The organism is Streptomyces sp. NPDC007929 (genome assembly GCF_042959065.1).
Classification (GTDB): Bacteria; Actinomycetota; Actinomycetes; order Streptomycetales; family Streptomycetaceae; genus Streptomyces.
Genome location: NZ_JBIBKD010000011.1, coordinates 110,102 through 131,899 on the forward strand (window position 1 = coordinate 110,102; position 21,798 = coordinate 131,899).

Here is a 21,798-nt window from a genome sequence, read left to right on the forward strand (position 1 = left end):
GCCTTTCCGATCCCTTCCGGACCGCCCACGACCCGAGCACCACATGATCTCAGCCATGGCCAACCGGAAGTGCACGTTCTCAGAATGCGGACCTCGGCGAAAATCCACCAAACCCGCCGAGAGGGGCACCGGCCGAGACCAGGCATCCACCCCGTCATAACAAGAAAGTCACAAGCGAGCCCGCGCCGCTGACCCTGCCCTTACCCCGGGCTTAGAGTCACGGCCAGTCACCGCTCCATCGGGAGTTCGGTACCAGCGCGGCACTCACCCCCCGACCAGGGCGGGGCCTGCCTGTGAAAGGACTGATTGTGCGACAGCGTTCCTTGGTGATTCTTACCTCCGTTCTCACGACCGGAGCTCTGACTCTCACCGCCTGCGGTTCCCGAGACGACAGCGGTGACAAGGGCGGAGACAGCGGAGGCGGTACGACGCTGACCATCGGCATCGACGCCCCGCTCTCCGGTGAGAACTCGACCACCGGCCTCGGCATCCAGTACGGCGCCCAGATAGCCATCGACGACGCCAACAAGAACAACTGGGTCCCGGGCGTGAAGTTCAAGCTCAAGGCCCTGGACGACAAGGCGCAGCCCGCCACCGGCCAGTCCAACGCCACCAGCATCGTCGGCGACAAGACCGCCGTCGGCGCCGTCGGCCCGCTGAACTCCGGCGTCGCCCAGACGATGCAGCAGGTCTTCGCCTCGGCCAACATGGTCCAGATCTCCCCGGCGAACACGGCGCCCGAGCTGACCCAGGGCAAGGACTGGCAGACGGACAAGAAGCGTCCGTTCAAGACCTACTTCCGCACCTCCACCACCGACGAGCTGCAGGGCAGCTTCGCCGCCGGCTACGCCTACAACGGCCTCAAGAAGAAGAAGGCCTTCGTCGTAGACGACAAGCAGACCTACGGCGCCGGCCTCGCGAAGATCTTCAACGAGCAGTACAAGAAGCTCGGCGGCAAGGTCGTCGGCAGCGACCACGTCAACACCGGCGACAAGGACTTCGGCTCCCTCGTCACCAAGATCAAGAACTCCGGCGCCGACCTGCTCTACTACGGCGGCCAGTACGACGAGTCCGCGCTGATCACCAAGCAGCTCAAGGACGCCGGCGTCAAGATCCCGCTGTTCGGCGGCGACGGCATGTTCGCCTCGACCTACATCGAGGCCGCCGGCAAGTCCTCCGAGGGCGACCTCGCCACCGCCATCGGTGTCCCCGCCGACACCCTGCCCGCGGCCAAGACGTTCATCCAGACGTACAAGGACAAGGGTTACAAGGGCGACTACGGCGCGTACGGCGCCTACGCCTACGACGCCACCACCGCCATCATCAAGGCCGTCAAGGCCGCGGCCGACGCCAACGGCGGCAAGGTGCCCAGCGACATCAACGACCTGCGCTCCAAGGTCGTCGACGGTGTCCAGAAGTCCGACTTCGAAGGCCTCACCGGCAAGATCGCCTTCGACGAGTACGGCGACACCACCAACAAGCAGCTGACGGTCTACCAGGTCGAGAAGGGTGCCTGGAACGACGTGGAAACCGGCACCGCCGACCTCCAGTAGTCCGGCCCACCACAGCGCCGCACCCCGGGCCGCGCGGAAGGGGACCCCGACCGCGCGGCCCGTTTCCACACCCGCACCACACGACCACGCACACATCCAGTGCACACGACCACCAGCGACATGGAGGCCATGCGGTGAACACCCTGCCGCAGCAGCTGGCCAACGGGCTGCTCCTCGGCTCGATGTACGGGCTGATCGCCATCGGCTACACGATGGTGTACGGCATCGTCCAGCTCATCAACTTCGCGCACGGCGAGATCTTCATGACCGGGGCCTTCGGCGCCCTCACGGTCTACTTCTACATCCTGCCCGACGGCACCTCGATGGCCATCGCCGTACCGATGATGCTCCTCGGCGGCGCCCTCGTGGCCATCCTCATCGCCGTCGGAGCGGAACGGTTCGCCTACCGCCCCCTGCGCGGAGCACCACGCCTGGCACCGCTCATCACCGCCATCGGCCTCTCCCTGGCCCTCCAGGAGGTCGTGCGCAACTTCTACCCCGGCGCCGACCGCGCCCGCGCCTTCCCCGGCCTCGACGCCACCCACGACATCGGCTCCGTCACCATCAAGGACGCCGACATCTTCCTCATCCTCGCCGCCGTCCTGTGCATGGCCGCCCTCGCGCTCTTCGTCCGCCGCAGCCGCACCGGCCGCGCCATGCAGGCCACCGCGCAGGACCCCGACACCGCGCAGCTCATGGGCATCGACACCAACCGCATCATCGTCATCGCCTTCGCCATCGGCGGCTTCTTCGCCGCCGTCGCCGCCGTCGCCTACGGACTCAAGTACGGCAACGTCGACTACCGCATGGGCTTCCTCATGGGCCTCAAGGCCTTCACCGCGGCCGTCCTCGGCGGCATCGGCAACATCTACGGCGCCATGCTCGGCGGCGTCGTCCTCGGCATCGCCGAAACCCTCGCCTCCGCCTACATCGACGAGATCCCGGGCATGCAGCAGCTCGGCGGCCAGAGCTGGGCCAACGTCTGGGCCTTCTGCCTCCTCATCCTCGTACTCCTCTTCAGGCCACAAGGCCTGCTGGGCGAGCGCGTCGCGGACAGGGCGTGATCACATGACCGAGACGACCAAGACGCCAGTCCCGGACGCCGTCCCCACCCCGACGCCCGCACTGCGCGGTCTCATACCGCTGCCCGCGCCGGCCGCCCGCGCCCTGCTCCTGGCCGGCGGCATCGCCACCGCCGCCTCCGCGTTCCTCGCCTGGACCTGGACCTCCGAATTCCCCGGCAACCTCACCATCAACGGCTACCCCGGTGGCCTGCAGTGGCTGACCTTCACCGCCGGCGTCCTCACCGCGCTGTTCGCCCTCGCCTCCTACGGCATCCGAGGCCTCGGCTGGCTCCTGCCCGCCCGCAACAACGCACCCCTCGCCCTCACCGCCCTCGGCGGCTTCAGCGTCACCTGGTTCACCGTCATCGCCATCAGCGCCAACCTCGGCGGCGTCGTCAACCTCGAACCCGGCGGCTGGATCGCGGCCATCGCCTCCCTGCTGCCCGTCCTCGGCGCCTTCGCCCTCCCCCAGGATCGCACCGGCACCGACGGCACCAAGGAGGCCATCAAGGCCTACCTCGCCAAACCCGACCGCATCCCCGCCGCCCAGTCCACCGCGCCCTGGATCCAGCGGGCCGTCATCACCGTGGTCACCATCATCGGCCTCGGCGTCTTCACCTACGGCATCGACACCGAGTACGGCGAACTCTTCATCGGCTACCTCTTCGTGGTCACCTTCGCCATGTGGGCCCTGCACACCGCAGGCCTCATGGACCGCTTCTCCGCACTCGTCGCCGCCAACCGCAGCTTCACCCTCGCCATGGGCTTCGCCGCGGCCATCGCCTTCCCCTTCACCCAGACCGACGACCACTACGCCAACATCGGCGTCAACATCCTGATCTTCGGGACCGTCGCCCTCGGCCTCAACATCGTCGTCGGCCTCGCCGGACTCCTCGACCTCGGATACGTCGCCTTCCTCGGCGTCGGCGCCTACACCGCCGCACTCGTCTCCGGCTCCGAGTTCTCCACCATCTCCGGCGTCCACCTGCCGTTCTGGGCCTCCGCACTGGCCGGCGCCGCCGCATCCCTGGTCTTCGGCGTCCTCATCGGCGCCCCGACCCTGCGACTGCGCGGCGACTACCTCGCCATCGTCACCCTCGGCTTCGGAGAGATCTTCCGCATCGCCGTCAACAACATGGACGGCGACTCCGGACCGGACGTCACCAACGGCCCCAACGGCATCGCCAACATCCCCGACCTGAACTTCTTCGGCTTCAACTTCGGCCAAGCCCACGACATCGGCGGATTCACCCTCGGCCGCTTCGCCAACTACTACCTGCTGATGGTCCTCATCATGGCCATCGTGGTCCTCGTCTACACACGCGCCGCGGACTCCCGCATCGGCCGCTCCTGGATCGCCATCCGCGAGGACGAGACCGCCGCCACCGCCATGGGCATCAACGGCTTCCGCGTCAAGCTCGTCGCCTTCGCCCTCGGCGCCGCCCTCGCCGGCCTCGCCGGCACCGTCAGCGCCCACGTCACCTACAGCGTCGTCCCCACGCCGTACCAGTTCGCCGGCTCCACCCCGCCCAACTCCGCTTTCCTCCTGGCCGCGGTCGTCCTCGGCGGCATGGGCACCGTCGCCGGACCACTCCTCGGCGCCGCCCTGCTCTACCTGCTCCCCGAGAAGCTGGTCTTCCTCCAGGACAAGTCACTCCTCGCCTTCGGCATCGCGCTCGTCCTCCTGATGCGCTTCCGCCCCGAAGGCATCATCGCCAACCGCCGGCGCCAACTCGAATTCCACGAGACCGGCCAACTCGACGTACCCAAACAGACCACGCTGACCGACGAACCGGCCGTCACCAAGGCGGGGGCGTAAGAACATGACCACACCAGTACTCGAAGCACGCGACGTCACCATGCGCTTCGGCGGCCTCACCGCCGTACGCTCCGTCGACTTCACCGTCAACGCAGGGGAAATCGTCGGCCTCATCGGCCCCAACGGCGCCGGCAAGACCACCTTCTTCAACTGCCTGACCGGCCTCTACGTCCCCACCGAGGGCACCGTCTCCTACAAGGGCACCGTCCTCCCGCCCAAGCCCCACCTGGTCACCCAGGCCGGCATCGCCCGCACCTTCCAGAACATCCGCCTGTTCGCCAACATGACCGTCCTGGAAAACGTCCTCGTCGGACGCCACACCCGCACCAAGGAAGGCCTCTGGTCCGCCCTCCTGCGCGGCCCCGGCTTCAGGAAGGCCGAACGCCACAGCGAAGAACGCGCCATGGAACTCCTGGAGTTCATCGGCCTCGCCCACAAGCGCGACCACCTGGCACGCAACCTCCCCTACGGCGAACAGCGCAAGCTCGAGATCGCCCGCGCCATGGCCTCCGAGCCCGGCCTGCTGCTCCTCGACGAGCCCACCGCCGGCATGAACCCCCAGGAGACGCGCGCCACCGAGGAACTCGTCTTCGCCATCCGCGACAAGGGCATCGCCGTCCTCCTCATCGAGCACGACATGCGCTTCGTCTTCAACCTCTCCGACCGCGTCGCGGTCCTCGTCCAGGGCGAGAAGCTCGTCGAGGGCACCGCCGAGGTCGTCCAGGCCGACGAGCGCGTCGTCGCCGCCTACCTGGGCGAACCGTTCGAAGGCGACCCCGGCGAAGCCGAAGCCGCCGAGGTCGAGGCCGCCGAAGCCGCCGCCGAAGCGACCAGCACCACCAGCAGCACCAAGGGAGAAGCCCAGTGACCGCACTCCTCGAGGTCGAGGACCTCCGGGTCTCCTACGGCAAGATCGAAGCCGTCAAGGGCATCTCCTTCAGCGTCGACGCCGGCCAGGTCGTCACCCTCATCGGCACCAACGGCGCCGGCAAGACCACCACCCTGCGCACCCTGTCCGGCCTGCTCAAGCCGACGTCCGGGAAGATCCTCTTCGACGGCAAGCCCCTCAGCGGGGTCCCCGCCCACAAGATCGTCGCCCTCGGCCTGGCCCACTCCCCCGAAGGCCGGCACATCTTCCCCCGCCTCTCCATCGCCGAGAACCTCCAGCTCGGAGCGTTCCTCCGCAAGGACAAGGAAGGCATCGAGAAGGACATCCAGCGCGCCTACGACCTCTTCCCCATCCTCGGGGAACGCCGCAAGCAGGCCGCCGGAACCCTCTCGGGCGGCGAACAGCAGATGCTCGCCATGGGACGCGCCCTCATGTCCCAGCCCAAACTGCTCATGCTCGACGAGCCCTCCATGGGCCTCTCCCCGATCATGATGCAGAAGATCATGGCGACCATCTCCGAGCTCAAGTCCCAGGGCACGACGATCCTCCTCGTCGAACAGAACGCCCAGGCCGCGCTCTCCCTCGCCGACCAGGGCCACGTCATGGAGGTCGGCAACATCGTCCTCTCCGGCACGGGCCAGGACCTGCTGCACGACGAGTCGGTCCGCAAGGCGTACCTCGGCGAGGACTGACGTCCCGCCCATACGCCGAGAGGCCCGCTCCCCTTCTTCTCATCAGGAAGGGGAGCGGGCCTCTCGCGTCGGGGCTTCAGCCCTTGTTGGCCTTCTTCTCGTCGGCGTCCTCGATGACCGCCTCCGCGACCTGCTGCATCGACATGCGGCGATCCATCGACGTCTTCTGGATCCACCGGAAAGCCGCCGGCTCCGACAGCCCGTACTCCGTCTGCAGAATCGACTTCGCCCGGTCCACCAGCTTGCGCGTCTCCAGCCGCAGCGTGAGGTCGGCGACCTCCTTCTCCAGCTCCTTCAGCTCCGTGAACCGCGAAACGGCCATCTCGATCGCCGGCACGACGTCGCTCTTACTGAACGGCTTCACGAGGTACGCCATCGCACCCGCGTCCCGGGCTCGCTCCACCAGGTCGCGCTGTGAGAACGCGGTCAGCATCAGCACCGGCGCGATGCTCTCCTCCGCGATCTTCTCCGCCGCGGAGATGCCATCCATCTTCGGCATCTTCACGTCGAGGATCACCAGATCGGGCCGGTGCTCACGCGCCAGCTCCACCGCCTGCTCCCCGTCCCCGGCCTCACCGACGACGCTGTACCCCTCCTCCTCCAGCATCTCTTTGAGATCGAGCCGGATCAGCGCCTCGTCCTCGGCGATGACGACCCGCGTCGTCATCGGAGGCACGTGCGACTTGTCCTCTTCAGGCACGTCAACAGGCTGGGGCGACTCGGGGGCACTCACGTGGGCTCCTTGGTAGGGGCAGGCCGGTACTGCTCCCAAGAGCGTACCTAGCTGCGGTATGGTGGTCAGGCAGTGGGTCGAGGTCAACCTTGGATTCACCGGGCCCCGGTAGCCCAATTGGCAGCAGGCAATGGATTCAAAACCCATACAGTGTCGGTTCGAGTCCGACCCGGGGCACTTTTCCTTGGTTTCCAAAGTCACCACTTCGAAGCGGATGTCCACGTTCTCGTGAACATCCGCTTTTTGCTGCGCGTCGACGCGATCACAGTTCCACAGTGACTCCTATGTACGACCTCAGCACACGCAAGCGAGCACTCGCGTTGGTGGCCCAGGGCCGCAGCCTGAATTCGGTGAGCCGCGAAACGGGCATTTCGCGGGCCGCGATCCGCTCTTGGCGGGGCCGCCTCGAACCGCGCCCCCGTATGGCGCCCCCAGACCGTTCCGGACCGCCCTCTGATGAGTCCGCGTACGCTTACTTGCTGGGCCTCTATCTCGGCGATGGCTGCATCAGCGGTAGCCCTCGCGGCGCCGGGTACTACCTGAGGATCGCGTGCGCCAACGCATGGCCCGGCCTGATCGACGCCTGCGAGATCGCGATGCGCGCCATCAACCCGACTGGGCGGGCCTCCCGCACGCAGGCTCAGGGGTACGTCTCGGTGACCAGCTACAGCAGGCACTGGCCGCATCTCTTTCCCCAGCACGGCCCCGGGATGAAACACCAACGCCGGATCGCCCTTGAACCCTGGCAGCAGGCCATTGTCGACGCCCACCCCTGGGAGTTCATCCGCGGGCTCATCCACTCCGACGGTTGCCGAATCATTAACTGGACGACCCGTATCGTCGGTGGGCAGCGAAAGCGCTACGAGTATCCGCGGTACTTCTTCACGAACCTCTCGGCCGACATCATCCGCCTCTTCACCGCGGCGCTCGACCAGGTGGGCGTCGAATGGAAGATGGCGAACGCACGCAACATCTCCGTCGCCCGCAAAGCCTCCGTAGCCCTCATGGACGCCCACGTAGGCCCCAAGTACTGACACCGGCGTCGCTACTCCGCGATGCGGTGGACGCGGACCAGGTTCGTCGAGCCGGAGACTCCGGGTGGGGAGCCGGCCGTGATGACGACCGTGTCGCCGGGGCGGCAGCGGCCGTAGCGGAGGAGGAGCTCGTCGACCTGGTCGACCATCGCGTCCGTGGAGTCGACGCACGGGCCGAGGAAGGTCTCGACGCCCCAGGTCAGGCTGAGTTGGGAGCGGGTCGCCTGGTCAGGGGTGAAGGCCAGCAGCGGAATGGGCGAGCGGTAGCGGGAGAGGCGGCGGGCGGTGTCGCCCGACTGGGTGAAGGCGACGAGGAACTTCGCGCCGAGGAAGTCACCGATCTCCGCCGCCGCGCGGGCGACGGCGCCGCCCTGGGTGCGGGGTTTGTTGCGTTCGGTCAGGGGCGGGAGGCCCTTCGCCAGGATGTCCTCCTCCGCCGCTTCGACGATGCGGGCCATCGTGCGGACCGTCTCGATCGGGTGTTTGCCGACGCTCGTCTCGCCGGACAGCATCACCGCGTCGGTGCCGTCGATGACGGCGTTGGCGACGTCGGAGGCCTCGGCCCGGGTGGGCCGGGCGTTGTCGATCATCGAGTCGAGCATCTGGGTGGCGACGATGACGGGTTTGGCGTTGCGCTTGGCGACTTTGATGGCGCGCTTTTGGACGATCGGGACCTGTTCGAGCGGCATTTCGACGCCGAGGTCTCCGCGGGCGATCATGATGCCGTCGAATGCGGCGACGATGTCGTCGATGGTGTCGACGGCCTGGGGTTTTTCGATTTTGGCGATGACGGGGAGGCGGCGGCCTTCCTCGTCCATGATGCGGTGGACGTCCTGGATGTCGCGGCCGGAGCGGACGAAGGAGAGGGCGATGACGTCGAAGCCGGTGCGCAGGGCCCAGCGGAGGTCGTCCTCGTCCTTTTTGGAGAGGGCGGGGACGGAGACGGCGACGCCGGGGAGGTTGAGGCCTTTGTGGTCGGAGATCACTCCGCCTTCGATGACCGTGGTGTGGACGCGGGGGCCGTCGACCGCGGTGACTTCGAGGCAGACCTTGCCGTCGTCGACGAGGATGCGTTCGCCGGTGGTGACGTCGGTGGCGAGGCCGGCGTAGGTGGTGCCGCAGATGTGGCCGTTGCCTTCGGTGCCTTCTTCGACGGTGATGGTGAAGGTGTCGCCGGGTTCGAGGAGTACGGGTCCTTCGGTGAAGTGGCCGAGTCTGATTTTCGGGCCTTGGAGGTCGGCGAGGAGGCCGACGCTGCGGCCTGTTTCGTCGGCGGCTTTGCGGACCCGGTGGTAGCGCTCCTCGTGTTCGGCGTGGCCGCCGTGGCTGAGGTTGAAGCGGGCTACGTCCATTCCGGCGTCGACCAGTTGTTTGATCTGGTCGTAGGAGTCGGTGGCGGGTCCCAGGGTGCAGACGATTTTTGCTCGGCGCATGGTGCGAGCCTATGAGTTACCAATTGGTAGCCCGAGGTGGAAAGGGTCCACCTCGGGCCGTCACGGTTCGCGTCTACAACTGTGGCGGCACCATCGTGAAGCGGGCGTTGATCTGGGCGTGGACGCGTTGGCGCTGGGGTTCGAGGTCGAGGGGGGCCGGGGTGTCCTCGGCGGCTCCGGCGTAGGCGGCGGAGCGCATGCGGCCGGGGGCCTGGGGGTAGGCCGGTGGGGCGCTCTCGGCGCCGATGTCGGCGAGTTCGACCAGGGCGGAGAGGGTGGTGCCGAGGGCTTCGGCGTACTCGCGGGCGCGCTGGACGGCTTCGCGTACGGCCTTCTTCCTGGCGTCGCGGTGGGCCGGTGAGTCGGGGCGCAGGGCCCACCAGGGGCCGTCGACGCGGGTGAGTTCGAGGTCGGCGAGGCGGGTGGTGAGTTCGCCGAGGGCGGTGAAGTCGGTGAGTTCGGCGGTGACGCGGACGTTGCCGTGGTAGGTGCGGACGCGTTCGCCGCGGCCGTGTTTGGTGAGTTCGGGGGTGATGGAGAAGGCGCCGGTCTCCAGGCGTTCGACGGCGTCGCCGTAGGACTTGACGAGGTCGAGGATGACGGTGTTGCGGCGGGTGAGGTCGTCGAGGGCGGAGCGGCGGTCGCGGCCGCGGGCGGCGACGGTGATGCCGATGCGGGCGATCTCGGGGTCGACTTCGAGGCGGGCTTCGCCGCGGACGGCGATGCGGGGTGCCTCGGGGGTGCCGTAGGGGACGGCGGGCTGGGAGGCGTCTGGGGTGGCCGCGGTCATACGCCCCACTCTGTCATGTCTGGGCTGGTTGGCGGCCGGGAGTCGGGGGGTCGAGTCATCAGATCGCAACCTGCCGGGTCTGTTGCGGTCGGTCATGGCCGGGTCAGAATCTACGCGCGTTATCTACGCGCGTCGTTCACAGATTCCGCAGGGGAGCCAGACATGCCGTTGAACCGCCGGAAGTTCCTGGAGAAGTCCGCCGTGACCGGGGCGGGGGTGGCGCTGGCCGGTGCGGTCTCGGCGCCGGGTGCGCAGGCGGCCGAGGCGAAGCGGGGCGCGAAGCGGTACGCGTTCACCGTGCTGGGGACGACGGACCTGCACGGCAACGTCTTCAACTGGGACTACTTCACGGACAAGGAGTTCGACGACAAGGACCACAACGACGTGGGTCTTGCGAAGGTCTCGACGCTGGTGAACCGGGTCCGTGCGGAGAAGGGCCGTCGCAACACGCTGCTGATCGACGCGGGCGACACCATTCAGGGCACGCAGTTGTCGTACTACTACGCCAAGGTGGATCCGATCACGGCCAAGGGTGGCCCGGTGCATCCGATGGCGCAGGCGATGAACGCCATGGAGTACGACGCGGCGGCGCTCGGCAACCACGAGTTCAACTACGGCATTCCGGTGCTGCGGAAGTTCGAGCAGCAGTGCCGTTTCCCGTTGCTGGGGGCGAACGCGCTGGATGCGAAGACGCTGCGGCCGGCGTTCGCGCCGTACAGCATGCACCGGTTGCGTACGCCGCACGGGCGGGATGTGAAGGTGGCGGTGCTGGGGCTGACGAACCCGGGGATCGCGATCTGGGACAAGGCGAACGTGCAGGGGAAGATGACGTTCCCGGGTCTGGAGGAGCAGGCGGCGAAGTGGGTGCCGAAGCTGCGGTCGATGGGTGTGGACGTGGTGATCGTGTCGGCGCACAGTGGTTCGTCGGGGACGTCGTCCTACGGTGATCAGCTGCCGTACATCGAGAACGCGGCGGCTCTGGTGGCGGAGCAGGTGCCGGGGATCGACGCGATCCTGGTGGGGCACGCGCACACCGAGATCCCGGAGTACTTCGTCACGAACAAGAAGACGGGCAAGCAGGTCGTGCTGTCGGAGCCGCTGAAGTGGGGGCAGCGGCTGACGCTGTTCGACTTCGGGCTGGTCTGGGAGAGGGGCTGCTGGAAGGTCGAGAAGGTGGGCGCGACGGTTCTGAACTCCAACACGGTGGAGGAGGATCCGAGGATCACGAAGCTGCTGACGGACGAGCACGAGAAGGTCGTGGCGTACGTCAACCAGGTCATCGGCACGAACGCGGCGGAGATGACGTCGGCGGAGGCGCCGTACAAGGATGTGCCGATCATCGATCTGATCAACCACATCCAGGCGGACACGGTGAGGCAGGCGCTGGCGGGCACGGAGCATGCGGCGCTGCCGGTGCTGTCGCAGGCGGCGTGTTTCTCGCGCAGTGCGCGGATTCCGTCGGGCGAGGTGACGATCCGGGACGTGGCGGGTCTGTATGTGTTCGAGAACACGCTGGAGGCGCGTCTGATGACGGGTGCGCAGATGAAGGCGTATCTGGAGTTCTCGGCGAACTACTACGTGCAGACGGCGCCGGACGCGCCGGTGGACCCGGCGAAGCTGACGAACGCGAACGGTACGCCGGACTACAACTATGACGTGGTGAGTGGTCTGTCGTACGAGATCGACATCGCGAAGCCGGCCGGGTCGCGGGTGACGGATGTGCGGTTCGAGGGTCAGCCGCTGGCGGATGACGCGAAGTTCGTGTTCGCGGTGAACAACTACCGGGCCAACGGCGGCGGCAACTTCCCGCATGTGGCCGCGGCCCAGTTGGCGTGGTCGAACTCGGACGAGATCCGTAACACCATGATCGCCTGGGTGAAGGCGAAGGGGTCGATCGATCCGGCCGCGTTCGCGGGGGTCGACTGGAAGCTCACCCGTAACGGCACGCCCGTTTTCTGAGCCGTATTGTGATGCGCGCGCTTCGTCACCTTCGGTCGTCGACCAGTGGGGTCAGTGCCGGTGCCTCGCGGGGCGGCGGGACGTGCCGGCGCTGGGTGAGGCCGAAGGTGGTGAAGGCGGTGCGGCCGGGGAGCGCGTAGGTCTCGCTGCCGGTGAGGGAGTTGAGGATGATCGCGGCGCGCCAGGCGGCGAGGCCGAGGTCGGGGGCGCCGACGCCGTGGGTGTGGGTCTCGGCGTTCTGGACGTAGACGGTGCCGGTGACGGAGGGGTCGAGGACGAGCCGGTGGTCCTCGTCGATGCGGGGGCGTTCCTGGTTGTCGCGGCGCATGTAGGGGTCGAGGCCGGCGAGGATCCGGTCGAGGGGGCGTTCGCGGTAGCCGGTGGCGAGGACGACGGCGTCGGTGGTGAGGCGGGAGCGGCTGTCCTGGAGGGTGTGTTCCAGGTGCAGTTCGATTTTGGTCGTCGCGATGCGGCCGGCGGTGCGGACGCGGACGCCGGGGGTGAGGACGGCGTCGGGCCAGCCGCCGTGCAGGGTGCGGCGGTAGAGTTCGTCGTGGACGGCGGCGATGGTGGCGGCGTCGATGCCCTTGTGGAGTTGCCACTGGCCCTCGACGAGCCGGTCGCGGGTGGATTCGGGCAGGGCGTGGAAGTAGCGGGTGTGGTCGGGGGTGAAGTGCTCCAGGCCGAGCTTGGAGTACTCCATGGGGGCGAAGGCCTCGGTGCGGCCCAGCCAGTGGAGTTTCTCGTGTCCGGCGGGCCTGTTGCGGAGCAGGTCGAGGAAGATCTCGGCGCCGGACTGTCCGATGCCCACGACGGTGACGTGTTCGGCGGCGAGCAGGGTGGCGCGGTGGTCGAGGTAGTCGGCGGCGTGGACGACGGGGACGCCGGGTGTGTCGACGAGGGGTCTGAGGGCGTCGGGGACGTGGGGCTCGGTGCCGATGCCGAGGACGACGTTGCGGGTGTAGGTGCGGCCGAGTGCTTCGGCTTCGCCGTCGGTGTCGAGCTGGGTGTAGTCGACTTCGAAGACGTCGCGTTCGGGGTTCCAGCGGACGGCGTCGACCTGGTGGCCGAAGTGGAGCCCGGGGAGGTTTTCGCAGACCCAGCGGCAGTAGGCGTCGTATTCGGCGCGCTGGATGTGGAAGCGCTCGGCGAAGTAGAAGGGGAAGAGCCGTTCGCGGGAGCGGAGGTAGTTGAGGAAGGTCCAGGGGCTGGTGGGGTCGGTGAGGGAGACCAGGTCGGCGAGGAAGGGGACCTGGATGGTGGCGCCTTCGATGAGCAGGCCGGGGTGCCAGCCGAAGGCGGGGCGCTGGTCGTAGAAGACGGTGTCGAGGTCGTCGAGGGGGTGGGCGAGGGCGGCGAGGGAGAGGTTGGCGGGGCCGATGCCGATGCCGACGAGGTCGCGGGGGGTGTCGGGGGCGGGGGTGGGGTTCATCGGGGGGTGTGTCCTTCCACGTGGGTGGCTCGGCTCTCTGCGGCGAGGTGCAGCAGGGCGGCCAGGTCGTCGGGCCCGGTGGCGGGGTTGAGGAGGGTGGCCTTGAGCCAGAGCCGGCCGTCGAGTCGGGCCCGGCCGAGGACGGCGGTGCCGTCGGTGAGGAGGGTGCGGCGTACGGCGGCGACGGTGGTGTCGGTGGCGCCGGTGGGGCGGAACAGCACGGTGCTGATGACGGGTGGGGCGTGCAGTTCGAAGTCGGGGTGTGTGTCGACGAGGGCGGCGAACTGCCGGGCGTGGGCGCAGACCTGGTCGACGAGTGTGCCGAGGCCGTCGCGGCCGAGGGTTTTGAGGGTGACGGCGAGTTTGAGGATGTCGGGGCGGCGGGTGGTGCGCAGGGACCGGCCGAGGAGGTCGGGGAGTCCGGCGTCGGTGTCGTCGTCGGCGTTGAGGTAGTCGGCGTGTTGCCGCAGGGGGTGGAGGTCGTGGGTGTCGCGGACGGCGAGGAGTCCTGCGGCGACGGGTTGCCAGCCGAGTTTGTGCAGGTCGAGGGTGACGGTGTCGGCGGCGTCGAGTCCGGTGAGGCGGGTGCGGTGCCGGTCGCTGAAGAGGAGGCCTCCGCCGTAGGCGGCGTCGATGTGCAGCCGGGCGCCGTGGGTCGCGCTGTGGGCGGCGATCTCGGGCAGGGGGTCGATGAGTCCGGCGTCGGTGGTGCCCGCGGTGGCGGCGACGAGCAGGGGGCCGTGGAGGCGGGTGAGGGTCGCGGCGAGCGCGTCGGGGTCGAGTGTGCCGTGCGGGGCGGGTACGACGACGGGTTCGGGCAGTCCGAGCAGCCAGGCGGCGCGGGGCAGCGAGTGGTGGGCGTTGGCCCCGTGCACGAGCCGGACGGATCCGCCGTTGGCCTCCCGGGCGAGGAGCAGGGCGAGTTGGTTGGATTCGGTGCCGCCGGTGGTGACGAGGGCGTCGGGGGTGCCGGCCGGGTGGACCTCCCGGGCCAGGGCGGCGGTGACCAGTGACTCCAGTTCGCTGGCGCCCGGTGCCTGGTCCCAGGAGTCCATCGACGGGTTGAGGGCGCTGGCGGCGAGGTCGGCGGCCGCGGCGACGGCGAGCGGCGGGCAGTGCAGGTGGGCGGCGCACAGGGGGTGGGCGGGGTCGGCGGCGGTCGCGGCGAAGGCGTGGACCAGGGTGCGGACGGCGTGCGGGTCGCCGTGGTCGGGCAGGACGTCTCCGGCCGCTTCCCGGATCCGGTCCGCGACGGCGTCCGGTCCGCCCACCGGCAGCGGCCCGCCGCGCGCCCGGCCACCGGCGTCCAGCGCGTCGAGGACGATGTCGAGCAAGGGCCGCAGGGCGTGGGGCCCTTCGGGGCCTGAGGCAAGGGGCGGCGTGCACATGACTGACCTCCGGGGCGCGGGGCGACGCGCCCGGAGAGTTCAACGACGAAAGGTGCGTGGAGGTACCTCGGTACAGCTCGGTTCAGGGAAACGGGTGGGGTCGGGTCGTGCGGGCGGGGGCCACCAAGACGAGGGCGCCCGCCGGCCCCGCCGTGGGGGCGGGGCCGTCAGGCGCCTTGCGCGGGTCCCGGCCCAGCGGGCTACGCCTCGCGTACCCGCAGCGCCCTCGCCAGGTCGTCCAGTTGGTCGATGAGTTTGCGGCGCAGGGCGGGGGTGGGGTCGGCGTCGCGCAGGCAGGCCTCGCCGAGGCGGAGGGTCTCGGGGTCCACGGCGTGGGCGGGGAAGGCGTCGCGGCCGATGGCGGTAGCGATGGCGGGGCCGCGGCGGTCGGCGACGGCGACCGCGTCGGCGTAGTAGCGCCCGACGTACTCGCTCACCAGGTCGGCTTGTTCGGGCTGCCAGAAGCCCCGGGCGGTGGCGGTGAAGAGGTAGTTGGACAGGGTGTCGGAGCCGAACATGGCTTCCCAGGCGCGGGCCTTGGTCTCCGGGTCGGGGAGGGCGGCGCGGCAGCGGGCGGCGCCTTCCTGGCCGCTGGCGCTGGGGTCGCGTTCCAGTTCGGCGGCGATGGCGGCCTCGTCGGTGGCGCCGAGGACGGCGAGCCGGGCGAGGACGCGCCACCGCAGTTCGGGGTCGAGTTCGGGGCCGCCGGGGACGGTGCCGTCGGCGAGCCAGGCGGCGATGGTGTCGGGGTGGGCGGCCGCGGCGATGCGGTGGCGTACGGCGATCAGGCGCAGGCCGGGGTTGTCGCCGTCCTCGGTGCGGCGGATGAGGTCGCGGCACAGGTCGGAGAGGGTGGCGAGGGCGGCGGGGCGCTCCTCGGGGGTGAGGTAGCGGTCGGGGATGTAGGTGGAGGCGAAGGCGAGCACGCCTTGGACGATGGCGAGGTCGGTTTCCAGGGGGAGGTGGGCGCGGGCGGTCTCCAGGTAGGCGCCGGGGGCGAGTTCGCCGTCGCGGACGGCGTCGCGCAGGGCGTTCCAGACGACCGCGCGGGTGAGCGGTTCGGGCAGGCCGGACAGCTCCTTGCGGACGGTCTCGAAGGACTCGGGGTCGAAGCGGACCTTGGCGTAGCTGAGGTCGCCGTCGTTGAGGAGGAGCAGGGCGGGCCGTTTGCCGATGGGCTGGGGGCTGGTGTGCGGGAGGTCCAGGTGGAGGCGTTCGCGCAGGACGAGCTGGCCGCCGTCGTCGCCGAGGTCGCGGTCGTAGAGGCCGGCGGCGACGCGGTGCGGGCGGCTGCCGGCGCGGTCGACGGTGAGGGCGCAGGTGCCGTGTTCGCCGGGGGTGATGCGGGGGGTGAGGGTGTCGACGCCGGTGGTGCGCAGCCAGGCGTCGGCCCAGGCGTGGACGTCGCGGTCGGTGGCGCTCGCGAGGTTGTCGATGAAGTCGGCGAGGGTGGCGTTGGCGAACTTGTGCCGGGCGAAGTGGGTGTTGATGCCGGCGAGGAAGTCCTTCTCGCCGAGCCAGGTGACCAGTTGGCGCAGTGCGCTGGCGCCCTTGGCGTAGGAGATGCCGTCGAAGTTGAGCAGCGCGGAGGCGGTGTCGTCGACGGCTTCGGGGGCGACGGGGTGGGTGGAGGGGCGCTGGTCGGCGTCGTAGCCCCAGGACTTGCGGGTGACGCCGAATTCGGTCCAGGTGTCGGTGCCCCACTTCCTGGAGGGCGTCCCCTCAGATCCCCCGAGGGTGGCTTCGGTGAGGGTCTGGTAGCCCATGTACTCGGCGAAGGACTCGTTCAGCCAGATGTCGTCCCACCAGTTGAGGGTGACGAGGTCGCCGAACCACATGTGGGCCATCTCGTGGGCGATGACCATGGCGCGGGTCTGGCGTTCGGTGTCGGTGACGGCGGAGCGGTAGACGAACTCGTCGCGGAAGGTGACCAGGCCCGGGTTCTCCATGGCGCCGGCGTTGAACTCGGGGACGAAGGCCTGGTCGTAGGAGTCGAACGGGTAGGGCTCGTCGAACTTCTCGTGGTAGCGGTCGAAGCAGGCGCGGGTGATGTCGAGGAGTTCGTCGGCGTCGGTGTCCAGGTACGGGGCGAGGGAGCGGCGGCAGTGCAGGCCGAAGGGCAGGCCGCGGTGCTCGGTGCGTACGGAGTGCCAGGGGCCGGCGGCGACGGCGACGAGGTAGGTGGAGATCAGTGGTGTGGGGGCGGCTTTCCATACGCCGTCGGTCTGTTCGGTGATGCCGTTGGTGAGGACGGTCCAGTCCTGCGGGGCCTTCACGGACAGTTCGAAGACGGCTTTGAGGTCGGGCTGGTCGAAGGCGGCGAAGACGCGCTGGACGTCGTCCAGGAACAGCTGGGTGTAGACGTAGGTCTCGCCGTCGGTGGGGTCGGTGAAGCGGTGCATGCCCTCGCCGGTGCGGGAGTAGCGCATGCGGGCGTCGATGCGCAGTTCGTGTTCGCCGGCGGTGAGTTTCTTCAGCGGGAGCCGGTTGCCGTCGAGGGCGTCGGGGTCCAGGGGGTGTCCGTCGAGGGTGGCGCTGCGCAGCTCGGCGGGCTTGAGCTCGACGAAGGTGTCCCCGTCCACACGGGCTGCGAACCTGATCAGGGTGCGGGAGTCGAAGGTGTCGTCTCCGCCGGTCAGGTCGAGTTCGATGGTGTAGCGGTGGACGTCGAGGAACTCTGCTCGGGTCTGCGCTTCGTCGCGCGTCAGTACGGACATGCGAGACATGCTGCCTGATGGCGTCGGCAACGCACAGAGGCGGATCGGTACGTGCGTAATGTCCGCTCTACGTACGGTCCTTTTCCAGTTCCCCGGCGTGCGCCCCCGAGGGCCTCTGTGCGGGTACGCGCGCGTCGGGGTGGGGCAGGCCGGGGCGGGGGTGTGCGGGGGTCTCGGTGTGCTCGGCGGTGAGGGCGCGCAGGCGGCGTACTTCCCGTTCGAGGGCGAGGTGGCGGAGGTGGGCGTCGTAGAGGTAGCGGACCTTGGTGCGCAGGGCCCAGGGGTCGACGGGTTTCAGGACGAGGTCGGCTACGCCCAGTGCGAAGGCGGTGGTGGTGAGTTCGTGGTCGGCGCCGAAGCCGGTGAGCAGGATGACGGGGATGTGCTGGGTCTGTTCCACGCGCCGCAGGTAGCGCACGACCTCCAGTCCGCTGATGCCGGGCATGCGTACGTCGAGCAGGAGCAGGCCGATCTGGCCGCGCAGTACCTGTTTGAGTGCCTGGTCGCCGTTGGTGGCCCGGCTGAGCTGGTAGCCCAGCGGGGCCAGGGCGCTCTCCAGTGCGTAGAGCGTGTCCTCGTGGTCGTCGACGATGAGGATGCTGGTATCCGACGGCATGGCCCGACGCCCCTCCCTCGTGGAGGTCCAGAGTAGTCCGGGGGACTGACACGCAGTGCTCGTCAGCTGACATGCTGTGCACAGCGAGCATGCTCCGGGCGGGGCGTCGTGTCACTCCCCCGGTCGGGGTGCGCGCGGGGTCAGTCGCCGTGTGGGGTGGTGCCGTTGAGCGCCTCGTCGGCGATGCGCTCGTGGTGGCGGATGACCTCGGCGACGATGAAGTTCAGGAACTTCTCGGCGAAGGCCGGGTCCAGCTTGGCGTTCTCGGCGAGGGCGCGCAGCCGGGCGATCTGGCGGGACTCGCGGGCGGGGTCGGCGGGCGGCAGCTGGTGCTGGGCCTTGAGGTGGCCGACCTGCTGGGTGGCCTTGAAGCGCTCGGCGAGCATGTGGACGACGGCCGCGTCGATGTTGTCGATGCTGTCGCGCAGCCGGGCGAGCTCTTCGCGCACGGCGGGGTCGACGTCGGGGGAACCGGTGTTGCTGGTGGTCATGGGGCGTCAGCCTACGGGGATCACGCCGGGTGGCCGCCGGCCGTCTCATTCTTCGGCGGTGAGAGTTCCTTGTGGAAGTGGATGTCCTCGTGGCCGCCGGGGACGCCCTGGATGCGGGCCCGTTCCGTGAAGCCGAGCCTCGGGTAGAAGCCGGGCGCCTGGAAGCTGTACGTGGAGACGATCATGTCGGTGCAGCCGCGCCGGGCGGCCTCCGTCTCGGCGGTGCGCATCAGCCGGCCGCCCCAGCCGCCGTGCCGCTGGTCCTCGCGTACCCACAGCATGTCGACGGAGCACAGGGTGCCCCAGGTCCAGGCGGTGAGGCCGCCGATCAGGGTGCCGGCCTGGTCGGTGACGCGGACGGAGAGCGGCTCGGTGACGGCCCCGTCGGCGGCGGCGGTGTTGAAGGCGGTCAGTTCGTCGTCGAGCCGCTGTTCGAGGTCGTGGTCCTGACCGCCCACCTGGAGGGAGGCGGCGACGGTGTGCTGTTCGCTGGTCACGGCCCGGATTCTGCCCTGGGCGCCGGGGGGCGACGACCGGTTTTCGCCAGGCCCGCGCCCGTCCGCGGCGGGCCGGGTCCTCGTACAGTGGAACCGGGTTCAGGGGCGTCTTGGGGGTGACGCGTGGCGAACGACGGGCCGGTCGAGCACGGCTACCCGCATCTGGAGACGGTGCGGGCGGCTGTCACGGCGCTGTACAAGCGGTTGTCGTACGACACCGTGCGGACGTTCGCGACCAGCGTGCTCCCGGTCGACGTGGCGTTCTGCGACACCGACGACCTGTATCTGGGGGCGCAGCGGGTGGCGCACGAGCTGGTGCGGCACTACCGGCTGCCGGACGCCCGGCTGGTGGTGAGCTTCCGGGAGATGCGGCACGCGGCGAGCGTGGAGCTCGCGGCCGGGCCGGAGTACTTCGTGGAGCTGAACGACCGGTTCCGTGACCATCGGCGGGACATCGGGGCGGCCCTGGCGCACGAGGTGATGCATGTGTATCTGCACCGGCTCGGCCTGTCCTTCCCGGGCGTGCGGGACAACGAGATCCTCACGGACACGGCGGCGACGTATCTGGGTGCGGGGTGGCTGCTGCTGGACGCGTACCGGGAGGACGGGGCGTCCTCGCAGAAGCTGGGGTATCTCACGCCGGAGGAGTTCGGGTACGTGCTGGCCAAGCGTGCGCTGGTCTTCGGTGAGGATCCGTCGGTGTGGTTCACCAGTGCGCAGGCGTACACGGCGTACGAGAAGGGGATGGAGCTGGCCCGCCGGGACGGGCGGCAGCCGCCGCTGAGCGCGGCGGGGTGGGCGGGGCGGCGGCGGTACGCCCGGGACCGGCGGCACGCGCCGGCGGGTCCGCCGCAGCCGGGGGTGCGGTACGCGTTCTCCCCCGACGGGGGCGGGCTGCGGGTGTCGTTCCCCTGCCCCACGTGCCATCAGCGGATCAGGGTGCCGGTGCGGGGGCGGGTCCGGGCGCGGTGCGCGTTGTGCCGGAGCGTGCTGGAGTGCGACACGTGAGGGTGCCGGACGGGGCTAGGTTCCGTACACCGGTCCGGGCTCGGCCGCCTCGGACAGGAGTTTGCGGGCCTGTTCGCCCGCCTCGGCCGGGGTCCACCGGCGGCCCCCGTGTGTGCTCGGGCCCGGCCGCCAGCCCTCCATGACCGTGATCCGGCCGCCCTCCGCCTCGAAGACGCGGCCGGTCACCCCCGCGCTCGCCGGGGAGCCCAGCCAGACCACCAGGGGGGAGACGTTCTCGGGGGCCATGGCGTCGAATCCGGAGTGGGGGGCCGTCATGGTGGCGGCGAAGGTGCGTTCCGTCATGCGGGTCCGGGCGGCGGGGGCGATCGCGTTGACCTGGACCCCGTAGCGGCGCAGTTCGGCCGCGGCGACCAGGGTGAGGGCGACGATCGCGGCCTTGGCCGCGCTGTAGTTGCCCTGCCCGACCGAGCCGAGCAGGCCCGCGCCGCTGCTGGTGTTGATGATCCGGGCCTCGGGCCCGCGGCCGGCCTTCGCCTCGGACCGCCAGTGCGCGGCCGCGTGCCGCAGGGGCAGGAAGTGGCCCTTGAGGTGGACGCGTACGACGGCGTCGAAGTCGTCCTCGTCGAGGTTGACCAGCATGCGGTCGCGCAGGAAGCCCGCGTTGTTGACGAGGGTGTCGAGCCTGCCGTACGTCTCCAGGGCGGTGCGGACGACACCGGCGGCGCCGTCGGCCGTGGCGATGTCGCCGCCGTGTGCCACCGCCTCGCCGCCCGCCGCGCGGATCTCCTCGACGACCCGGGTGGCGGGGCCGTCGGGTTCGGGTCTGCCGTCGAGGCCCACTCCGAGGTCGTTGACGACGAGCCGGGCGCCCTCGGCCGCGAAGGCGAGCGCGTGGGCCCGGCCGAGCCCTCGCCCCGCGCCCGTCACGACCACGACCCGGCCCGCGCAGAGTCGGCTCATTCCAGTTCTCCGTTCTTACGGGAGGTACGGGCCGCGTCCAGGAACGCCGGGTGTTCCCCGCCCCCGTGCACCAGCAGGCTCGCCCCGCTGATGTAGGCGGCGGCTCCCGAGGCCAGGAAGACCGCGGCGGCGCCCACGTCGGACGGCTCGGCGAGGCGCCCCAGCGGGACCGTGCGGCCCACGGCGGCGATGCCGTCCTGGTCGCCGTAGTGGAGGTGGGACAGTTCTGTGCGGACCATGCCCACGACGAGGGTGTTGACCCGGACGTCGGGGGCCCACTCCACGGCCATCGACCGGGCGAGGCTCTCCAGGCCCGCCTTGGCGGCGCCGTAGGCGGCGGTGCCGGGCGAGGGGCGGCCGCCGCTGACGCTGCCGATCATGACGATCGAGCCGCGGGCGGACCGGAGCCGGTCGTGGGCGGCGAGGGAGACGGTCAGGGGGGCGAGCAGGTTGAGCTCCACCACGCGCGCGTGCCGGTCCGCCCTGGCCTCGGTGAGCAGCCGGTGGGGCGCGCCGCCCGCGTTGTTGACGAGGACGTCGACCCGGGGCAGGCCGGCGAACAGGCGTCCGACCGCGTCGGCGTCCCGGACGTCCAGGGGCAGGAACTCGGTGCCGGGTACGGGCGTCGGCGGTGGCCGGCGGGCGCAGACCACGACCTCGGCGCCCGCCCGTGCGAAGGCCCGCGCGATGCCGGCGCCGACGCCCCGGGTTCCGCCGGTGACGACGGCGACCTTCCCGTCCAGCTCCATCCGCTGCTACCTT

The 21,798-nt window shown here is 69.8% G+C and carries 19 protein-coding genes and 1 tRNA gene; 9 read left to right on the forward strand and 11 right to left on the reverse strand.

The window, feature by feature from the left end; all coding sequences use genetic code 11:
* Nucleotides 1–323: 323 nt before the first annotated feature.
* The 5 genes from ACFZDE_RS32010 (at nucleotide 324) to ACFZDE_RS32030 (ending at nucleotide 6,017) form a co-directional block, all read left to right on the forward strand.
* On the forward strand, nucleotides 324–1,553 hold the full coding sequence (locus tag ACFZDE_RS32010; RefSeq protein WP_391002417.1) for an ABC transporter substrate-binding protein: 1,230 nt from the start codon (nucleotides 324–326) through the stop codon (nucleotides 1,551–1,553).
* Nucleotides 1,554–1,687: 134 nt separating this feature from the next.
* Nucleotides 1,688–2,617, forward strand: coding sequence for a branched-chain amino acid ABC transporter permease (locus tag ACFZDE_RS32015; protein WP_391002230.1), 930 nt, complete (start codon nucleotides 1,688–1,690; stop codon nucleotides 2,615–2,617).
* A gap of 4 nt (nucleotides 2,618–2,621) precedes the next feature.
* A complete protein-coding gene (locus ACFZDE_RS32020) occupies nucleotides 2,622–4,436 on the forward strand; it encodes a branched-chain amino acid ABC transporter permease (protein ID WP_391205905.1) in 1,815 nt (604 codons plus the stop codon).
* Between the two features lie 4 nt (nucleotides 4,437–4,440).
* Entirely contained in the window at nucleotides 4,441–5,304 is an 864-nt protein-coding gene (locus ACFZDE_RS32025) for an ATP-binding cassette domain-containing protein (protein WP_391205908.1), read from the forward strand.
* Nucleotides 5,301–6,017 (forward strand): ATP-binding cassette domain-containing protein, encoded by a 717-nt coding sequence (locus ACFZDE_RS32030; protein ID WP_391002224.1) that lies wholly within the window; start codon nucleotides 5,301–5,303, stop codon nucleotides 6,015–6,017. The genes ACFZDE_RS32025 and ACFZDE_RS32030 overlap by 4 nt, the downstream gene beginning before the upstream one ends.
* Before the next feature lie 76 nt (nucleotides 6,018–6,093).
* Here the strand turns inward: ACFZDE_RS32030 and ACFZDE_RS32035 are convergent, their stop codons facing one another.
* Nucleotides 6,094–6,750, reverse strand: coding sequence for a response regulator (locus tag ACFZDE_RS32035; protein ID WP_391002222.1), 657 nt, complete (start codon nucleotides 6,748–6,750; stop codon nucleotides 6,094–6,096).
* A 102-nt stretch (nucleotides 6,751–6,852) separates the two neighbouring features.
* Between ACFZDE_RS32035 and ACFZDE_RS32040 the strand changes: the two genes are divergently transcribed.
* Both ACFZDE_RS32040 and ACFZDE_RS32045 read left to right on the forward strand, forming a co-directional pair.
* Nucleotides 6,853–6,927, forward strand: a tRNA-Leu gene (locus ACFZDE_RS32040).
* 107 nt (nucleotides 6,928–7,034) lie between these two features.
* Nucleotides 7,035–7,784 (forward strand): transcriptional regulator, encoded by a 750-nt coding sequence (locus ACFZDE_RS32045; RefSeq protein WP_391205911.1) that lies wholly within the window; start codon nucleotides 7,035–7,037, stop codon nucleotides 7,782–7,784.
* 11 nt (nucleotides 7,785–7,795) lie between these two features.
* Here ACFZDE_RS32045 and pyk read toward each other — a convergent pair whose 3' ends face one another.
* Nucleotides 7,796–9,217 carry a pyruvate kinase gene (gene pyk / locus ACFZDE_RS32050; protein WP_391205914.1) on the reverse strand — a complete coding sequence of 474 codons (1,422 nt, stop codon included), beginning with the start codon at nucleotides 9,215–9,217 and terminating at the stop codon, nucleotides 7,796–7,798.
* A 73-nt stretch (nucleotides 9,218–9,290) separates the two neighbouring features.
* The gene (locus ACFZDE_RS32055) at nucleotides 9,291–10,007 is read right to left on the reverse strand and encodes an SIMPL domain-containing protein (protein WP_391205917.1); all 717 of its coding nucleotides are present in this window, start codon (nucleotides 10,005–10,007) and stop codon (nucleotides 9,291–9,293) included.
* A gap of 162 nt (nucleotides 10,008–10,169) precedes the next feature.
* Between ACFZDE_RS32055 and ACFZDE_RS32060 the strand changes: the two genes are divergently transcribed.
* Nucleotides 10,170–11,966, forward strand: a complete 1,797-nt coding sequence (locus ACFZDE_RS32060) for a 5'-nucleotidase C-terminal domain-containing protein (protein WP_391205920.1) — start codon at nucleotides 10,170–10,172, stop codon at nucleotides 11,964–11,966.
* Between the two features lie 25 nt (nucleotides 11,967–11,991).
* Here the strand turns inward: ACFZDE_RS32060 and ACFZDE_RS32065 are convergent, their stop codons facing one another.
* The 6 genes from ACFZDE_RS32065 to ACFZDE_RS32090 all read right to left on the reverse strand — a co-directional run bounded on the left by ACFZDE_RS32065 (nucleotide 11,992) and on the right by ACFZDE_RS32090 (nucleotide 19,107).
* The gene (locus ACFZDE_RS32065) at nucleotides 11,992–13,398 is read right to left on the reverse strand and encodes a SidA/IucD/PvdA family monooxygenase (protein WP_391205923.1); all 1,407 of its coding nucleotides are present in this window, start codon (nucleotides 13,396–13,398) and stop codon (nucleotides 11,992–11,994) included.
* Entirely contained in the window at nucleotides 13,395–14,786 is a 1,392-nt protein-coding gene (locus tag ACFZDE_RS32070; RefSeq protein ID WP_391205926.1) for an aminotransferase class V-fold PLP-dependent enzyme, read from the reverse strand. Before ACFZDE_RS32070 ends, ACFZDE_RS32065 begins: the two co-directional genes overlap by 4 nt.
* 200 nt (nucleotides 14,787–14,986) lie before the next feature.
* Nucleotides 14,987–17,503 (reverse strand): aminopeptidase N, encoded by a 2,517-nt coding sequence (pepN, locus tag ACFZDE_RS32075; RefSeq protein WP_391205929.1) that lies wholly within the window; start codon nucleotides 17,501–17,503, stop codon nucleotides 14,987–14,989.
* Nucleotides 17,504–17,570: 67 nt separating this feature from the next.
* The gene (locus ACFZDE_RS32080) at nucleotides 17,571–18,119 is read right to left on the reverse strand and encodes a response regulator (protein WP_391002206.1); all 549 of its coding nucleotides are present in this window, start codon (nucleotides 18,117–18,119) and stop codon (nucleotides 17,571–17,573) included.
* A 140-nt stretch (nucleotides 18,120–18,259) separates the two neighbouring features.
* The gene (locus ACFZDE_RS32085; RefSeq protein ID WP_391205932.1) at nucleotides 18,260–18,610 is read right to left on the reverse strand and encodes a chorismate mutase; all 351 of its coding nucleotides are present in this window, start codon (nucleotides 18,608–18,610) and stop codon (nucleotides 18,260–18,262) included.
* A gap of 20 nt (nucleotides 18,611–18,630) precedes the next feature.
* Nucleotides 18,631–19,107, reverse strand: coding sequence for a GNAT family N-acetyltransferase (locus tag ACFZDE_RS32090; protein WP_391205935.1), 477 nt, complete (start codon nucleotides 19,105–19,107; stop codon nucleotides 18,631–18,633).
* A gap of 123 nt (nucleotides 19,108–19,230) precedes the next feature.
* Here ACFZDE_RS32090 and ACFZDE_RS32095 point away from each other — a divergent pair, with 123 nt between their 5' ends.
* Complete coding sequence (locus ACFZDE_RS32095; protein ID WP_391002200.1) at nucleotides 19,231–20,115, forward strand: hypothetical protein; 885 nt, start codon at nucleotides 19,231–19,233, stop codon at nucleotides 20,113–20,115.
* Nucleotides 20,116–20,130: 15 nt separating this feature from the next.
* On the opposite strand, the gene ACFZDE_RS32100 is transcribed toward ACFZDE_RS32095, so the two are convergent.
* Entirely contained in the window at nucleotides 20,131–21,036 is a 906-nt protein-coding gene (locus tag ACFZDE_RS32100) for an SDR family oxidoreductase (RefSeq protein ID WP_391205938.1), read from the reverse strand.
* Nucleotides 21,033–21,785 (reverse strand): SDR family oxidoreductase, encoded by a 753-nt coding sequence (locus tag ACFZDE_RS32105; protein ID WP_391205941.1) that lies wholly within the window; start codon nucleotides 21,783–21,785, stop codon nucleotides 21,033–21,035. Before ACFZDE_RS32105 ends, ACFZDE_RS32100 begins: the two co-directional genes overlap by 4 nt.
* Nucleotides 21,786–21,798: the final 13 nt, after the last annotated feature.

Bases quoted from the DNA above. Each gene is read 5' to 3' on its own strand.
- ACFZDE_RS32070 (WP_391205926.1), bottom strand. From the start codon at position 14,786: ATGTGCACGCCGCCCCTTGCCTCAGGCCCCGAAGGGCCCCACGCCCTG.
- ACFZDE_RS32025 (WP_391205908.1), top strand. From the start codon at position 4,441: ATGACCACACCAGTACTCGAAGCACGCGACGTCACCATGCGCTTCGGC.
- ACFZDE_RS32105 (WP_391205941.1), bottom strand. From the start codon at position 21,785: ATGGAGCTGGACGGGAAGGTCGCCGTCGTCACCGGCGGAACCCGGGGC.
- pepN (WP_391205929.1), bottom strand. From the start codon at position 17,503: ATGTCCGTACTGACGCGCGACGAAGCGCAGACCCGAGCAGAGTTCCTC.
- ACFZDE_RS32085 (WP_391205932.1), bottom strand. From the start codon at position 18,610: ATGACCACCAGCAACACCGGTTCCCCCGACGTCGACCCCGCCGTGCGC.
- ACFZDE_RS32045 (WP_391205911.1), top strand. From the start codon at position 7,035: ATGTACGACCTCAGCACACGCAAGCGAGCACTCGCGTTGGTGGCCCAG.
- ACFZDE_RS32055 (WP_391205917.1), bottom strand. From the start codon at position 10,007: ATGACCGCGGCCACCCCAGACGCCTCCCAGCCCGCCGTCCCCTACGGC.
- ACFZDE_RS32100 (WP_391205938.1), bottom strand. From the start codon at position 21,036: ATGAGCCGACTCTGCGCGGGCCGGGTCGTGGTCGTGACGGGCGCGGGG.
- ACFZDE_RS32065 (WP_391205923.1), bottom strand. From the start codon at position 13,398: ATGAACCCCACCCCCGCCCCCGACACCCCCCGCGACCTCGTCGGCATC.
- ACFZDE_RS32080 (WP_391002206.1), bottom strand. From the start codon at position 18,119: ATGCCGTCGGATACCAGCATCCTCATCGTCGACGACCACGAGGACACG.
- ACFZDE_RS32060 (WP_391205920.1), top strand. From the start codon at position 10,170: ATGCCGTTGAACCGCCGGAAGTTCCTGGAGAAGTCCGCCGTGACCGGG.
- pyk (WP_391205914.1), bottom strand. From the start codon at position 9,217: ATGCGCCGAGCAAAAATCGTCTGCACCCTGGGACCCGCCACCGACTCC.
- ACFZDE_RS32020 (WP_391205905.1), top strand. From the start codon at position 2,622: ATGACCGAGACGACCAAGACGCCAGTCCCGGACGCCGTCCCCACCCCG.